The sequence below is a fragment of the Streptomyces sp. NPDC088246 genome (assembly GCF_044741025.1).
Classification (GTDB): Bacteria; Actinomycetota; Actinomycetes; order Streptomycetales; family Streptomycetaceae; genus Streptomyces.
Genome location: NZ_JBIURV010000007.1, coordinates 19,867 through 35,254, shown reverse-complemented (window position 1 = coordinate 35,254; position 15,388 = coordinate 19,867). Strand labels below are relative to the sequence as shown.

The following is a 15,388-nucleotide window of genomic DNA, read 5'->3' as shown; positions in this document are numbered from 1 at the left end:
ACTCCGCCGACAGGAGGTCGGCAACATTTGGCTACCGTCCGTGCAGGGCTCTTCTCCGCCCCTGCCCGGCCCCCTACTGGCCCCGGGTCGGCATCTCGAACCAGACCACCTTGCCGGTCGAAAGACGCGTCGCCCCCCACCGTCTGGCCAGCCGGTTCACGAGGAACAGGCCGCGGCCGCCCTCGTCCATGTCCCGGGCCCGGCGCTGCCGGGGCAGCTGTGGTGCGTCGTCGCCGACCTCGCAGCGCAGGATGTCGGTGCGCAGCAGCCGCAGTGTCACCGGCCGCTCCGCGTAGCGCACCGCGTTGGTGACCACCTCGCTGACCAGCAGCTCCACCGAGTCGGAGAGATCGTCGAGCCCCCAACGGTTCAGCGCCCGGCGGGCCAGCCTGCGGGCCTGTCCCGGAGCTGTCTCCTCCGGTTCCAGGTGCCAGTACGCGACATCACTTGGCGCGATCCCGTCGAACCGTGCGGCCAGCAGCGCGATGTCGTCGTCCCGGTCGCCGGGTCCGAGCATGTCGAGCACGTCGTCGCAGAGGGCCTCCAGCGGCGGCGAATGATCCGGGCCGGTGAGCCGGGCGGTGGCGGCGAGACGTTCGCGCAGCTGCTCGATCCCGGTCCAGACGTCCCGCAGCCGGGACTCCACCAGACCGTCGGTGTAAAGGAGCAGCGTGGCGCCCGCGGGAGCGTCCAGCTCGACGGCTTCGAAGTCCACACCGCCGACGCCGATCGGAGCGCCGGGCGGCACCCGCAGCACCTCCGCGCGGCCGCCCAGATGGAGCAGGACGGGCGGCGGATGTCCGGCGTTGGCAATGGTGATGCGGTGCGCGACGGGGTCGTACACCGCGTACAGGCAGGTCGCCATGCGGTCGCTGCCGAGCCGCTGCGCCTGCTCGTCGAGGTGGTGCAGCACCTCCTGCGGCGGCAGGTCGAGCCCGGCGAGGGTCTGCGCGGTGGTGCGCAGTTGCCCCATGATCGCCGCGGACGTCATGGAGTGGCCCATGACGTCGCCGACGACCAGGGCGACCCTGCTCCCGGGCAGTGGGATCGCGTCGTACCAGTCGCCGCCGACCCGGGCCGTCTCGGCGGCCGGGAGATAGCGGGAGGCGAGCCGGACACCGGTCGGCTGCGGCAGCGAGTCGGGCAGCATGGTGCGCTGCAGCTCGTCGGCGATGTACGCCTCGCGTCCGTACAGCACGGCCTTGTCGATGCCGAGCGCGGTGTGCGTCGCCAACTGGGCGGCGACCAGCAGGTCATTGGCCTCGAAGGGCGGCCGTTCGGTCCCGCGCAGGAAGACGGCGGCGCCGATCACCCGTCGCCGTCCGCGCAGCGGGGCGAGGATCGCCCGGTGCCCGGTGGGTACGGCCCGTCCGGTACCGAGCAGTTCGGGCAGCGCGGCGCGGGCCGCTGCGGAGTCCCCGAAGACCGGCCGTACACCGCGCAGCACCTCGGCGAGCGCGCCGCCCGAGCGGACCTCGCACAGCTCGGCAGCCGGGGTCAGATCGCCGTGCGGATCGATGGCGGGCAGCCGCAGCCGTTCGATCTCCGACGAGGTCTCGGTCTCCGCCTCGTTTAAACGCAGCCGGTCCGACCGGCGCAGCCGCAGCACGAACGGGGAGACCGGCCGCTCGTCGCCGACCGGGAGCGGGTCGCGGAGGTAGACCAGTATGGCGTCGGAAAACGTCGGCACGCTGGCCCGGCACAGGCCCAGCACGATCTCGTCCAGGTCTATGCCGCGGGCGATCCGCCGGGTGGCGGCCCCCACGAAGCGCAGCCGGTCGCCCTCGCGACGGGCCGCGGCCTGTGGGTCGAGTCCTGCGGGGCCGGGGTTCGCCGCGGAAGCCGCCGGATTCGCTCCCGCGCCCGGCGCCGTGGCCGGGCCGGGGATCGCGGCGGTGGCAGGGGAAGCGGCCGGCGCGGCATCCTGCTGCCGTGGCCGGGTGCGTTCCTGCGACCGGGCGGCAAGAGGCTGCCGGCCTTCGTGGGAGGTGGGATGCTCCGTCACGCGTGGGGTTCCGTCCGTCCGGGCCGGTTGTATGAGGCAATCACCTCGTGGGGCGCTACTGTGCCCCGGCAAGAGCGGCGATAACAACGGCTGTCACCGGATGCCCTCGAACGAGGGGCCGAAACCGGATGCCCGACGCGTAGTTCGGTGACAACGTTTCCGGCGACGGGGCGGGCGAAAGCGAGCACGTCTCCACCCCCTCGTAGTGGCTCATGCGATTCATACGACTGATGCTGCTCATACAGCTCATGCAGTGCGTTGTGCTCGTGCGATGACTTGCGGTCAGGTCCGGTGCCGCGTGCGCCGGTTGGAGCGGAGCGGCCCTCCGGAGGACGATCCTACGTTTGCCCCCCTGGGGTGCATCAAGGGTCTCACGACGGCATATGCGAGGGGGTACGGTCCCAGTCATCCGGGAGTGCGGGAACCTGCCAGTGCGGATCGGGCCGCCAGTCCTCCCAGCCGTCCCGGAACGGCGTGCCCCAGTTCCGGATCACCTCGACGGCCGCGAGGCCCGCCTCCCGTACCCGCTGCGCGGTCTGCGGGGCCATCAGACCGACCCGCTGCGCCTGGGCGAACTCGTCCTCGTCGCGCCAGACCCAGCTGCGGTCCGGGTACACGGAGATGTCGAGAAAGTGATCCTCGGAGTCGATGCCGCCCGCCCAGCGGGTGCGCGGTTCCTCCAGGTTCACGTACCAGCTGCGGAACTGCCAGCCGGGCTCCCAGAACAGCCAGACCGACCAGGGTTCACCGGGACGGGCGAGCTTCAGCACGCCGTTGCCGAGCCATGCCGAGCGGGCGGTGGTGCGCGGGGCGGTGTAGCGGGTGGCGAGCGGCTCGTCGTGCACCTCGGTGCCGTTCGCCAGCACCGGCTTCACACACTCGGTGCCGGGTGCCACCCACACGGCGAGCAATTCGTCGGTGTCCTGGACGACGGTGACGGGGCGGCAGATGTGGACCGGGCCCTGAGCGTGATCCGGCGCGGCGTCCCGCCGCAGCGGGCCGTTGCCGCGGTAGCGCCACAGGATCTGATCGCCCGGCGCCCAGTGCTCGTTGTATCCACTACCTGCCATGGGCAGATCTTAGAGGGGCCGGTAATCGGGGGGCGGCGTCACGCGGCTGGGCACGCACTCCCCCGAGGCCTTAAGGGACGCCTTGAGGGCCAGGGGGACCCCCTCCGGCGTTGTGGTCGGTCACCAACTCCTCCATAGCCCTGAAGGCATGGGGGGACCCCCTTCGCGTTGCCTTCCTCCTCCGCCTTGCAGCTGCACGCACCCAGCCCCGCTCCTTCTCCCACCCCCCATTACCGGCCCCTCTCGGAGATGCCGCGGCCCGGTTGCCGCGACGCATGTCACGGGCGGGTCATGCGCAACACGTCCAGCGCCTCGTCGAGCTGCTCCACCGTGAGATCGCCGCGCTCGACATATCCCGAGTCCAGCACCACCTCGCGGATCGTCCTGCGCTCGGCCAGGGACTTCTTGGCGACCTTCGCCGCCTCCTCGTAACCGATGTACTTGTTCAGCGGGGTGACGACGGACGGCGAGGACTCCGCGTACTCCCTGGCCCGCTCCACGTTCGCGGTGATCCCGTCGACCGTCCGGTCCGCGAGCAGCCGGGAGACATTGGCCAGCAGCCGCACCGACTCCAGCAGATTCTTCGCGATGACCGGAAGCATCACATTCAGTTCGAAATTGCCCGCCGCGCCCGCGACGGCGACCGTCTGGTCGTTCCCCATCACCTGGGCCGCGACCATCAGAACGGCCTCGGGAATGACCGGATTCACCTTCCCCGGCATGATCGACGAGCCCGGCTGGAGGTCGGGAAGGCTGATCTCGGCCAAACCGGTGCGCGGCCCGGACGCCATCCAGCGCAGATCGTTGGAGATCTTGGTGAGCGAGACGGCGAGGGTACGGAGCTGGCCGGACGTCTCCACGAGCCCGTCCCGCGCGCCCTGCGCCTCGAAGTGGTCCCTGGCCTCGGTGAGCGGCAGCCCGGTGGCGCGGGCGACCTCGGCGATGACGGCGGCGGAGAAGCCGGGCGGGGTGTTGATGCCGGTGCCGACGGCCGTGCCGCCCAGCGGCAGCTCGGCGAGGCGGGGGAGGGAAGCGCGCAGCCGCTCGATGCCGTACCGGACCTGTGCCGCGTAGCCGCCGAACTCCTGGCCCAGAGTGACGGGCGTGGCGTCCATCAGATGCGTACGTCCCGACTTCACGACCGTCGCGAACTCGGCGGACTTGCGTTCCAGGGCGGCAGCCAGATGGTCCAGCGCCGGGATCAGTTCGCCGGTGACGGCCGCGGTCGCGGCGATGTGGATGGAGGACGGGAAGACGTCGTTGGACGACTGCGAGGCGTTGACGTGGTCGTTGGGGTGGACCTCGCGGCCCAGGCGCTCGGTGGCGAGGGTGGCCACGACCTCATTGGTGTTCATGTTGGACGAGGTGCCGGACCCGGTCTGGAAGACATCGATCGGGAAGTGTGCGTCCCAGCGCCCCTCGGCGACCTCCTCGGCGGCCTCCTGGATGGCCAGGGCGATGTCCGGGTCGAGCACCTTCAGCCCGGCGTTCACCTTGGCCGCGGCCGCCTTGATCCGGGCCAGGGCCTCGATGTGGGCCCGCTCCAGGCGCTGGCCGGAGATCGGGAAGTTCTCCACCGCGCGCTGTGTCTGGGCCCGCCACCTGGCGTCCTTCGGCACCCTCACCTCGCCCATCGAATCGTGCTCGATGCGGAAATCCGTGCCGTCCGCGGGGGTCTGTGCGGTGGCCTGTGCGTCGTCCATGGGGTTCAACCTCCTGAAAAAGTTGAGCACTTGTCTTGTTCTGTGTATTCCCAAGTCGCCTACCGGCCAGTAAATACCGGGGGTAACCACAACCCGGGGAGGCGCAATGAGGCGCACCAGGCACAGACTTCGCTGTACGGTCGCGGCCGCCGCGGCCATGGCGGCGGCATTGGGCGGCATGGCCGCCGCCGCAGGACCGGCGGGCGCGGCAGACCGGTCCGGTATCACCACTACCGCATCCACCCCCCTGTCGCCCGAACTGGAGGCCATCCGCGCCGCCGAAGCCACCCGGCTGTACGGCGACCCGGCCGAGCGCCCGCTCGCCGACCGCAAGACCGGGCTGATCTCGCTCGGCGACAGCGAGATCTCCGGCGAGGGCGTCGGCACGTACGAGGCGGGCACGAACGGCCCCGACAACTGGTGCCACCGCTCGCCCGACTCGGCCATCCACCGCACCGGGATCCCGGCCGACGTCACGTACAACGTCTCCTGCTCCGGCGCGTACACCGGCAACATCGTGATCGGCGGATCGAAGCAGTACGCCGACGAACTCGTGCAGAGCGACAACCTCGCCATCAAGGCCCGCAACACCCGCATCAAGATGATCGTGCTGGTCGCCGGCGCCAATGACGACCTCCAGTTCGGCCCGGTCATGACGGACTGCGTCGAGCGCTGGGTCCTCCTCCAGGGCGCGTGCCAGTCGAAGTACGAGGGCGGCTGGCAGGCGCGCGTCGACGGACTCGTCCCCAAGGTCGAGAAGACGGTGCGTGATCTGAAGACCGTCATGTCGGGCGCCGGATACGCCGACAGCGACTACAAGCTCGTGGTCATGGGCTACCCGAGCCCGATCGGCCCGGACTTCTACGACAACCCGAACTTCCCCGGCAAGCTTCCCGGTGGCTGCGCCGGATACGACTCCGACGCCGCCTGGGGCCGTAATGTCGCGGTCCCCGCCTTCGAGCGCGGCATGCGCAAGGCCGCCGCCGACACCGGAGCCGTCTACCTCGACAACTCCCGGCTCTTCCACGGCCACGAGGTCTGCAGCGACAACACCTGGGCCCGCGGCCTCTACATCGACCTGTCGCACTTCCCGCCGGACTCCAACTCCGTACGGCAGTCCTTCCACCCGAACGCGCGCGGCCACGCCGCCTTCGCCTCCTGCCTGACCCAGATCTACAACGCGTCCCTGCGCGAGGCGGGCTGCGCAGACCCGGCGAGCACCGGATCGCCCGTCCTGCAGGCCGCGGCGTGGGACGACGCCTTCAAGCCCCTGAGGAACGAGGCCACGGGCACCTGCGTGGACGTCCCCGCCTCGGTGACCCGCAACGACACCGAGATCGGCGGCTGGGACTGTCACGGCGGCCGCAACCAGGGCTGGTGGTACGACTCCGGCACGAAGAGCATCGTGACGGAGCTGAGCCACGACCGGTGCCTCGATGTGCCGGGCGCCGACTACAAGGCGGGCGCCACGCTCATCGTGTGGAACTGCTCGGGCGCGGCCAACCAGCAGTTCGTCAAGCAGTCGGGCACCTTGCGCCCGGCGGCCTCGACCGGGCTGTGCCTGACGCTCGCGGCAGCCAAGGACCCGCTGAAGCTGCAGAGCTGCGACGGCAGTGCGAAGCAGCGGTTCGCGTAACTCGTTCCCGCGGTGCAGGGAGGGGGCGGGGCGGCCTCGGCCGCCCCGCCCCGGCCGGTGTGTCAGCCGGACGTCACGAACGCGCCCAGGACGGCCGCCAGATGACCGGGGTCGTCGGCCCCGCACAGCTCGCGCGCCGAGTGCATGGACAGCCCCGGCACCCCCACGTCGACCGTCGGGACACCCAGCCGGGCCGCGGTGAGCGGGCCGATCGACGTGCCGCACGGCATCGCGTTGTTGGAGACGAACGGCTGCCACGGCGCACCCGCCCGCTCGCACGCCGCCGCGAACACCGCCATGCCGGTGCTGTCGGTGGCGTACCGCTGATTGACGTTGACCTTGATCGCGGGGCCGCCGTTGGGCAGCGGATGATGGCCCGGATCGTGCCGCTCCGCGTAGTTGGGGTGCACCGCGTGCGCCATGTCGGCGGAGACGCAGAAGGCGCCGGACAGGGCGCGGGAGAAGTCCTCGGAGCTGCCGCCGCGCGCGGTGACCGAACGGCCCAGGACCCGTTCCAGCAGGGGGCTCTGCGCGCCCGTCTCCGAACCGCTGCCGACCTCCTCGTGGTCGAAGGCCGCCAGGACGGGGATGCACGAGGGACCGTCGTCCGCGGTCGCCGCACCCGACAGGGCCGTGACGCCCGCATGCACCGACACCAGGTTGTCCAGCCGCGCGGACACCACGAACTCCCGGTCCGCGCCGAGATATCCGGGCTGCTGGATGTCATGGAGCATCAGATCCCAGCCGAGGACGTCGTCCCGGTCCACCTCCGCGGCCGCCGCGACCCGGCGCAGCAGCGAGCCCTCCTCGGGCGCCCCGAGCGCCCACAGCGGGGCGAGATGGCGCTGCCGGTCGAGGGTGAGCCCCTCATTGACCGTACGGTCCAGATGGATGGCCAACTGGGGCACCCGCAACAGCGGTTCGTCGATCTGGACGAGCCGGGACTCGACCCCGCCGCCGGGGCCGCGCAGCGCGAGCCGCCCCGAGATGCCCAGATCGCGGTCGAGCCAGGTGTTCAGCGGAACGCCGCCGTAGATCTCCACGGCGATCTGCCGCCAGCCCGCGGACCCGGTGTCGGGGGTGGGTTTGACCCGCAGATTCGGGGAGTCCGTGTGTGTGCCGACGATCCGGAAGGGGGTGTGCGCGGGGGCGCCCTCGGGGACGTACCAGGCGATCAGGGCTCCGCCGCGAGAGACGAAGCCGCCGCCGGTCGTGCCCGTCCAGTCGTCCGTGCCGCGCAGTTCACGGAAGCCGGCCTTCTCCAGGCGCCGGGCGGCACTCGCCACCGCGTGGTACGGGGAAGGGCTGGCCCTGATGAAGGACAGCAGGTCGTCGGCGTGGCTGCGGTGGGGAAGCGGCGTCATACGGCGTCCGCCTTTCCGGTGTTCGACGGTGAGGGTGAGGGTGGGTGAACCCGCGCCGGGCCGCTGGGCGCGGCGCGGTGTCCGGGGGGTGGCGGCAGTTCCTGGTTCCCCAGGACTGCTTCCTGATGCCCCGGGTCGGCGGAGCGCTGCAGGAACGTCCGACAACTCACCGCAGCGGCCCGGCAAGGCGCAAGTCCGCGGCGCGGCCCGCTGCGTGAAATCGGCGCTGCCGGACCGGCCGCCCGGCGCGCGCGTCCGAGATGACCAGGGGTGCACGGGGCCCGTACCGGGGGCGTCCGGGAAGACGCTGCGGAGGGCCGGGGCACGCGACACCCCGCTCTCCGGCACCGCCCGTGTTCGTCGGCCACGCACGAGTGCGCCTCAAGATTGGCTGAATTCCGTCGTACGCGAACCCTCACCGCAGCTGCCCACCGCGATCGGCACCGGAGCGGGGCGCGGGACGCGATCTCACCTCCGTGACCCCGCCACCCTGATCAGGAACATCACGGCGATCACGATGGCCACCCCGTGCGACCAGGCGACGACGGTCAGCGGACTGTGGCTGTCGAGTACCGCCGCGACCAGGATCATGCCGACGCCGAACCCGAGATTCTCCACCGTCGCGGAGAGCCCGAACGCATGACCGCGCAGATCGGCGGGGAGCGTCTGCAGATGCGAGGTGTACGAGACCTCGGTGAGCCCGTCGGCCGCCCCCGCGACAAGTGCGATCACGGCGGTCGCCGCCGACGGGAACCCGGCGAACGCCAGAATGAACGCCCCGGACATCAGACACGTGCCGTACCCGAACCCCGGTGCACCCACCGCCCGCCCGGTGCGCTTCATGTACCGCTGGATCAACTGCTGCGCGACGACGTTCCCCAGCGCCCACAGACACCAGAACGCGCTGACGAACACGGCAGGGTGCGAGGCGTCGAGCCCGGCGGAGTAGACCGGCAGCGCGGCGTTGTGGGAGGACGAACCGAAGGCGTCCGCACCCCGCAGCACCACCATGAGACCGAGACCGGGCGCGGCGGCCGACCTGAGGAACGCCCCCGGCATCCGCCGCCGCCCCGTCCCGGTCCCCCGCTCACCCTCCTGCGTACCGCCGCAGGAATCCCCCTCCGATTCCGGCCGGGCGCCCTTCCCTCCGCCCCCGCCCGCGATCGGCAGCAGGGCCACCGTCACGGCGCAGACCACAAAGGTGGCCATGTCCACCACGAACGCGGCGGTGTAGCCGACCAGCGAGACCACCACACCTGCCGAAGCGAAACCGGCCACCATGGCCAGTGAACGCCCCGTGATGGAAAGGGAGTTGGCCCATGACCGCCGCTCGTCGCCCACCATCTCGGGAATGGAGCTGCGCAGCGACACCATGAAAAGCGTCCCGCAGGCACCCACCACCACGGAAACGGCCATCAGTGCGGCCGTCCGCATCCCCTCCGGCGCGAAGACCAGCAACAGCATCACCGTCGCCTGCGCCACATTCGTCCACAGCATGAGGCTCTTGGCCGTGAATCGGGCGAGGAGACCGCCGGCAGCGAGTCCGGCGAGAAATCCGGACCCGAGCCGCACGGCCATGAACAGGCCCATTGCGAGCGCCCTGCCCGTCGTCTCGTAGACGAACAGATTGAGCGCCACCATATTCAGGAAGGTGCCGTACGAGGAGAACGCGTATCCGGCGACCAGGAATCGATAACGGCGCTCGCCGCGCGCCGTGCCGGCCGGATCGATATCCGGTGCGCGGTCCGGCCAGTCGTCCGCCTGTTCGATGTCTTGTGTCACCGGCCCATAGTCACCAGTCGTGCTCACCCATGGCCTCCGGGTTGCACGAATGTAATCTGCATGGTTTTGACATCCTCCCCTCCCTGGAAGGAGGGATTCCTGGCTCACGTTGGCTGTGGACCGGCGGTCCGTCAGCTCTTGCACGATCAGCACCAGCCGGGTTGAGACCAGCCCGGACGAGCATCACGCGGGCGGAGTTCTTGTCCCTGGGGGATACGGCTCCGCACGTGGTGCACGAGTAGGTTCGTTCCGAGAGAGGTAGTGCGTGCTTGGTTCTCGCTCCGCACTGCGCGCAGTCCGTGGTGGTGTGCGCGGGGTGGACAAGGTGCACGGGCCGACCGTGTTTGCGGCCCATTTCGATCAGGGCCGTCTTGGTCGCGCCGATCGCGGCGTCGGCGGCCTTTCGGGCCATGGTGGACTTGGCGAGGAACTTCGGCTTGAAGTCCTCGACCGCCAGCGCGTCGTGGTCGCGGACCACGGCCTTGGCCCACTTGCGGGCAGTGTCCTGCCGCTGCCGGGCCACCTTCTTGTGCAGCTTGGCGGCCTGCCGCTGCGCCTTGCGGTAGCCCTTCGACCGGGCCTTGCCCCGGGGCGCGCGGCGTCGGGCCATCATCCGCTGGTAGCGCGCGAGGCCGCCGGCGGCTTTCTTGCCGTACTCGGCGTGGGGCAGGTCATGGTCATCGGACGTGGTGGTGGCCGTCTCCTTCACGCCCCAGTCGATCCCGATCACCGCACCTGTGGAGGGCAGCGTCTCGGTGGCGGTGGGGACGCCGAAACTGGCGTACCAATGCCCGAGGCTGTCCCGGTACACGCGCACCGACGACGGCGGCTCGGGAAGATCGCGCGACCACACCACGGTCAAGCTGATACCCCCGGCCAGGTGCAGGCGACCGTCCTTCAACCGGAAGCCGCGCTGCGTGTAGTTGAGCGTGGGGTCCGTCTCGTGCTTCTTCTTGTACTTCGGCATCCCGGCACGCTGTCGCATCGGCAACCGGGCCTTGATGTCGTTGAGCGCCTTGGCCCGGGACTTGCCGAAGTCGCGGATCAACTGCTGCTGCGGAACGCTGCTGCCCTCACGCAGCCAGGACATCACGGTCCGGGCCTCGGTCAGCATCTTGTCCAGCCCGGCCGGGCCGCACTTCTCATCCTCGGCATGGGCCTTCTTCGACCGGGCGCAGCTCTCGTTCCAGATCCACCGGCACCGCGCCCGCTCCGCTTCCAGCGCGGCGGCTGCGGTGGACGACACACGAAGCCGGTAGGTGTACCGGGCGTGCCCGGCACTCTCCCCGCTCTGCGCTCCTGTCGTCATGACCCCCAACCTGGCCGCCCCCACTGACAACGCCCGCTGGGGTGGGAACGGCCCGCGGGGGCGCCCCGGCCGATGGAATGCGGCCGGAACGCCCCCGCGGGACCGTACCTGTCGTGCCTCGGCACGCCTCAGCTCATCAGGCGAGGCCCGGACCCCGCACCGGAATGCTGGTGAACGTCGGTGCCGGGGCGGGCGCGGTGAAGAAGTCGTTGCCCTTGTCGTCGACGACGACGAACGCGGGGAAGTCCTCGACCTCGATCTTCCAGACCGCCTCCATGCCGAGCTCCTCGTACTCGACGACCTCGACCTTCTTGATGCAGTCCTGAGCGAGGCGCGCCGCCGGTCCGCCGATCGAGCCGAGGTAGAAACCGCCGTGCGCGTCGCACGCGTCCGTGACCTGCTTGGACCGGTTGCCCTTGGCCAGCATCACCTTGGAGCCGCCCGCCGCCTGGAACTGCGCGACATAGCTGTCCATCCGGCCGGCCGTCGTCGGGCCGAAGGAGCCGGAGGCATACCCCTCGGGCGTCTTGGCCGGGCCCGCGTAGTAGACCGGGTGGTCCTTCAGGTACTGCGGCATCTCCTCGCCCGCGTCCAGCCGCTCCTTGATCTTGGCGTGCGCGATGTCGCGGGCCACGACCAGCGGACCGGTCAGTGAGAGCCGGGTCTTGACCGGGTACTTGGTCAGCTCGGCGAGGATGTCGTCCATCGGCCGGTTGAGGTCGATCCGCACGACGTCGCCCTCGTCGAGGTGCTCGTCCGTGGTCTCGGGCAGGAAGCGGGCCGGGTCCTTCTCCAGCTGCTCCAGGAAGACACCCTCGGCGGTGATCTTCGCGGTGGCCTGGCGGTCCGCCGAGCACGACACGGCGATCGCGACGGGCAGCGAGGCGCCGTGGCGGGGGAGGCGGACGACACGTACGTCGTGGCAGAAGTACTTGCCGCCGAACTGGGCGCCGATGCCGATCTTCTGCGTCAGCTCGAAGACCTTCTCCTCCAGCTCCTTGTCCCGGAAGCCGTGACCGGTGGAGGAGCCCTCCGCGGGCAGCTCGTCCAGGTAGTGCGCGGAGGCGTACTTCGCGGTCTTCAGCGCGAACTCGGCCGACGTACCGCCGACGACGATCGCCAGGTGGTACGGCGGGCAGGCGGCCGTACCCAGCGAACGGATCTTCTCCTCCAGGAACTTCATCATGGAGGCCTCGTTCAGCACGGCCTTCGTCTCCTGGAAGAGGAACGACTTGTTGGCCGAGCCGCCGCCCTTTGCCATGAAGAGGAATTTGTAGGCGCCACCGTCGGTGGCGTACAGCTCGATCTGCGCGGGCAGATTCGAGCCGGTGTTCTTCTCCTCCCACATGGTGAGCGGAGCCATCTGCGAATAGCGGAGGTTGAGCTTGGTGTACGCGTCGAAGATGCCGTGCGACAGGGCCTCTTCGTCACCGCCCTCGGTGAGTACGTTCTGCCCGCGCTTACCCATGACGATCGCGGTGCCGGTGTCCTGGCACATCGGCAGGACACCCGCGGCGGCGATGTTCGCGTTCTTCAGCAGGTCGAGCGCGACGAACTTGTCGTTGGACGACGCCTCGGGGTCGTCCACGATCCGCCGCAGCTGCGCCAGGTGGGCGGGGCGCAGGTAGTGCGAGATGTCGTGCATGGCCTCGGCAGCCAGGGTGCGCAGCGCCTCCGGGGCGACCTTGAGGAACGTACGGCCGTCGGCCTCGAAGGTGGATACACCCTCGGAGGTCACCAGACGATACGGCGTGGTGTCCTCTCCCAGAGGGAGCAGATCGGAGTACGCAAACTCTGGCATTACGGCCATTCCTCACTCGGCAGACAGCGGCTGGCCTCCCTTGGGCAGCGCACGCACCAGGGTAGAACGCCGCGCGGACGCCGAAGCTGTGAGGTAAGGCTCAGTTCGGCATCCGCACAGGAGCGACGCGGGGGCGACACGGCGGAGGCGCGGTGGGGGCTAGTCGCGATCTATCGCGTTTGGGTACGCTGGGCCGGTGGACCTCGAAAAGCACCCCCAGCAGCCCGTAGCCCCGGCGGAGCCGGCCGGTATCCGCGCCTCCGACGCGGACCGTGACCGGATCGCGGACATCCTGCGCGAGGCGATGGCCGAGGGCCGGCTCACCGCCGAGGAACACGCGGAGCGGGTCGATGTGGTCTACCGCGCCAAGACCATCGGCGAACTGGAGCCGCTGGTACGGGATCTGCCTGCACCGGGGGGTGCCTCCCGGTCGGCCGCCGAGCCCGGCGCCGTCGGCCACGAGAGCCCCACGGGCCCGGCCGAGAACCTGGTGGCGATCTTCAGCAGCTCCACCCGCAAGGGCCGTTGGCGGGTCGGCGGCCGTACGAACGCCTTTGCGCTCTTCGGCAGCGTGGAGATCGATCTGACCGAGGCGCTTTTCGGTCAAAGGCTCACAGTGATCAATGCGACCGCCATCTTCGGAAGTGTCGAGATCAAGGTCCCCGAGAACATTTCGCTGCGCGGCAGCGGCACGGGCGTCTTCGGTAATTTCGAAGTCGCCACACTGGAATCCGCGGACCCCGAAGCGCCAGTGGTGGTCGTCAACGGCTATTCGGTGTTCGGCAGCGTCGAGGCGAAGCCCAAGCGCGGGAAGTTCATTGCGGATCTCCAGGACCGGCTGCGCAAATACCTCGGCTAGGGCCCGGCCGGGAACGACGCGGTCCGTCCTGGTGCGAACTCTTCCGAACCGCTCTGAACTCCTTCGAGAACAAGCCATATTCCTGACGGTCGCTATTCCGCATCCGGAACCACGTGCCACTCAGTGCATAGGCGCGCGCACAGCGGGTAGGGAGTGCTGCATCGTCTCTCGCTCGCGAAGCCGTCGTCAGGAGTGGACCGTGCTGCAACTGCCGCATCAGCCCCTGCAGGTCGCCGCCGGCCCTCCCCAGCGCACCCCCGCGCGGGAGGACCAGGCCGGCCCCTGGCACTCGGAGGCGGTGTGCCGCCGGGACGAAGCCGGGCTGTTCTTCGCCCCGTCGAAGGAGCCGACTGCTGCCAGACTCGCGCGCGAGGAGTCCGCGAAGCGGGTCTGCGCGCGCTGCCCGGTGATGGTCGAATGCCAGGAACACGCCCTCATACAGCCGGAGCCGTACGGGGTGTGGGGCGGCCTCACCGCCGCCGAACGCCGTGTGGTGCTCGCCCGTCGCAGACGGCGCGAGATGGAACTCAAGGCATCATCCGCGTCCTCCGCCGCGACGGGCCGGATAGCCGCGGCGGGCTGACCGGCCGACGGGGGCCTGCCTGAAACGGTCCCCTCGCGCCCGTACCGCGAAGAGGCGCCCCCACCGCACACGGGGGCGCCTCTTCGCGTTCTGCTCCCCGAACCTCGGGGACGGGACCTACTTCGCGCGGTCGAAGTCGATCGCGCTGTAGGCGCGCAGCTTCGACAGCCGGTGGGTCGAGTCGATCTTCCGGATGGTGCCGGACTTGGACCGCATGACGATCGACTCGGTGGTCGCCGTCTCCGCGCGGTACCGCACGCCGCGCATCAGTTCACCGTCCGTGATGCCGGTCGCGACGAAGAACACGTTGTCGCCGCTGACCAGGTCGTCGGTGGACAGGACCCGGTCCAGGTCGTGCCCGGCGTCCAGCGCGCGCTGCCGCTCGGCCTCGTCCTTCGGCCAGAGCTTGCCCTGGATGACGCCGCCGAGGCACTTTATGGCGCAGGCCGAGATGATGCCCTCGGGGGTGCCGCCGATGCCCATGAGCAGGTCGACGCCGGTCCCCTCGCGGGCAGCCATGATCGAGCCCGCGACATCGCCGTCGGAGATGAACTTGATCCGGGCGCCGGTCTCCCGGATCTCCTTGACGATGCCGTCGTGGCGGGGGCGGTCGAGGATGACGACGGTGACGTCCTCCGGGGCGGAGTTCTTCGCCTTCGCGACGCGGCGGATGTTCACCGCGACGGGTGCATTGATGTCGACGAAGTCGGCGGCCTCGGGGCCGGTGACCAGCTTGTCCATGTAGAAGACCGCGGACGGGTCGAACATGGCGCCGCGGTCGGCGGCGGCCAGTACGGCGATCGCGTTCGGCATGCCCTTGGCGTTCAGGGTCGTACCGTCGATCGGGTCAACGGCGATATCGACCTCGGGACCGGTGCCGTCACCGACGCGCTCGCCGTTGAACAGCATGGGGGCTTCGTCCTTCTCGCCCTCGCCGATGACGACGACGCCGTTCATCGAGACGGTGGAGACGAGGGTCCGCATGGCCTTCACGGCGGCGCCGTCGGCGCCGATCTTGTCGCCGCGGCCGACCCAGCGCCCTGCTGCCATGGCGGCGGCCTCGGTGACCCGGACCAACTCCAGGGCGAGGTTACGGTCGGGGGCCTCCGGAGAGACCTCTAGCTGAGACGGCAGATGATGCTCGGACATCGGAGCGCACCTTTCTGTACGACGACGACCGGAAGAGGGTGCTCTGACTCTATCGTCAGGTCGACAGAATGAGCAGGCCGGGTCACGTATGAGCGGGCTGCCCCCGGGCCGGGCCCGTCAGGCCTAA

11 protein-coding genes are annotated in these 15,388 nt (G+C 70.0%); 3 read left to right on the top strand and 8 right to left on the bottom strand.

Going from position 1 to position 15,388, the window contains the following annotated elements; translation table 11 throughout:
- Positions 1-73: 73 nt before the first annotated feature.
- From ACIPEK_RS12265 to ACIPEK_RS12255, 3 genes are all read right to left on the bottom strand, one after another.
- The gene (locus ACIPEK_RS12265) at positions 74-2,005 is read right to left on the bottom strand and encodes a SpoIIE family protein phosphatase (protein WP_401994139.1); all 1,932 of its coding nucleotides are present in this window, start codon (positions 2,003-2,005) and stop codon (positions 74-76) included.
- A 371-nt stretch (positions 2,006-2,376) separates the two neighbouring features.
- Entirely contained in the window at positions 2,377-3,075 is a 699-nt protein-coding gene (locus tag ACIPEK_RS12260; RefSeq protein ID WP_401994136.1) for a DUF402 domain-containing protein, read from the bottom strand.
- Positions 3,076-3,353: 278 nt separating this feature from the next.
- On the bottom strand, positions 3,354-4,778 hold the full coding sequence (locus ACIPEK_RS12255; RefSeq protein WP_383075324.1) for a class II fumarate hydratase: 1,425 nt from the start codon (positions 4,776-4,778) through the stop codon (positions 3,354-3,356).
- Positions 4,779-4,884: 106 nt separating this feature from the next.
- On the opposite strand from ACIPEK_RS12255, the gene ACIPEK_RS12250 reads away from it, so the two are divergent.
- Positions 4,885-6,414 carry a ricin-type beta-trefoil lectin domain protein gene (locus ACIPEK_RS12250; RefSeq protein ID WP_401994132.1) on the top strand — a complete coding sequence of 510 codons (1,530 nt, stop codon included), beginning with the start codon at positions 4,885-4,887 and terminating at the stop codon, positions 6,412-6,414.
- 62 nt (positions 6,415-6,476) lie between these two features.
- Here the strand turns inward: ACIPEK_RS12250 and ACIPEK_RS12245 are convergent, their stop codons facing one another.
- The 4 genes from ACIPEK_RS12245 to ACIPEK_RS12230 form a co-directional block, all read right to left on the bottom strand.
- Entirely contained in the window at positions 6,477-7,778 is a 1,302-nt protein-coding gene (locus ACIPEK_RS12245; protein WP_401994129.1) for a M18 family aminopeptidase, read from the bottom strand.
- A gap of 468 nt (positions 7,779-8,246) precedes the next feature.
- Positions 8,247-9,419, bottom strand: a complete 1,173-nt coding sequence (locus tag ACIPEK_RS12240) for an MFS transporter (RefSeq protein WP_401994674.1) — start codon at positions 9,417-9,419, stop codon at positions 8,247-8,249.
- A 151-nt stretch (positions 9,420-9,570) separates the two neighbouring features.
- On the bottom strand, positions 9,571-10,869 hold the full coding sequence (locus tag ACIPEK_RS12235; protein WP_401994126.1) for an RNA-guided endonuclease InsQ/TnpB family protein: 1,299 nt from the start codon (positions 10,867-10,869) through the stop codon (positions 9,571-9,573).
- Positions 10,870-11,005: 136 nt separating this feature from the next.
- A complete protein-coding gene (locus ACIPEK_RS12230; protein ID WP_401994123.1) occupies positions 11,006-12,679 on the bottom strand; it encodes a fumarate hydratase in 1,674 nt (557 codons plus the stop codon).
- Between the two features lie 187 nt (positions 12,680-12,866).
- Between ACIPEK_RS12230 and ACIPEK_RS12225 the strand changes: the two genes are divergently transcribed.
- Positions 12,867-13,529 (top strand): DUF1707 domain-containing protein, encoded by a 663-nt coding sequence (locus tag ACIPEK_RS12225; protein WP_401994120.1) that lies wholly within the window; start codon positions 12,867-12,869, stop codon positions 13,527-13,529.
- A 199-nt stretch (positions 13,530-13,728) separates the two neighbouring features.
- Positions 13,729-14,112, top strand: coding sequence for a WhiB family transcriptional regulator (locus ACIPEK_RS12220; RefSeq protein WP_383075315.1), 384 nt, complete (start codon positions 13,729-13,731; stop codon positions 14,110-14,112).
- A 117-nt stretch (positions 14,113-14,229) separates the two neighbouring features.
- Here the strand turns inward: ACIPEK_RS12220 and glpX are convergent, their stop codons facing one another.
- Positions 14,230-15,261 (bottom strand): class II fructose-bisphosphatase, encoded by a 1,032-nt coding sequence (gene glpX / locus ACIPEK_RS12215; RefSeq protein WP_093896805.1) that lies wholly within the window; start codon positions 15,259-15,261, stop codon positions 14,230-14,232.
- Positions 15,262-15,388: the final 127 nt, after the last annotated feature.